1 protein-coding gene is annotated in these 434 nt (G+C 71.2%); it reads right to left on the bottom strand.

Annotated elements, in window-relative coordinates; translation table 11 throughout:
• On the bottom strand, positions 1-269 hold a 269-nt coding region (locus I6F37_RS40670), incomplete at its 3' end, for an MFS transporter (RefSeq protein WP_368736827.1).
• Positions 270-434: the final 165 nt, after the last annotated feature.

Here is a 434-nt window from a genome sequence, read left to right as displayed (position 1 = left end):
CCCTGGACCAGCCGACCCGCGATCAGCTGCAGCATGGTCGTCGAGGTCGCCGCGACCACCAGCCCGACGCTGAACACGACCATGCCCACCAGCATCGGTCGCGCCGGTCCGATCCTGTCCGACAGCCGCCCGGCGGCCACGGTGGCCAGCAGCGTGCCCACCTGCAGGGTGGAGAAGGCCCAGGCGTACAGGTGAAGCCCGTCCAGCTGACGCGCCGCGGCCGGCAGGGCGGTGGCTACGGCGATCGCCTCGAAGGCGATGGCCACCACTGCCGTGCACATCCCGATGGTGAGGGCGCGCCGGGACACGGGAGCGGCGGAGTCTGACACGAAGCACCATCCCACCACGCCGCAGCAAGCTCAGTGCAACGGGAGCCGACATGCGCGGCGACCGACGTCCTGGTCCTCCCCATCAGGGCCGAGGTCGTCCTAGAC

It is taken from the genome of Bradyrhizobium sp. NBAIM08 (assembly GCF_020193935.1).
Classification (GTDB): Bacteria; Pseudomonadota; Alphaproteobacteria; order Rhizobiales; family Xanthobacteraceae; genus Bradyrhizobium; species Bradyrhizobium yuanmingense.
Note: the sequence above shows the minus strand (reverse complement) of the source record. Positions and strands in the feature narration are given on the sequence as shown.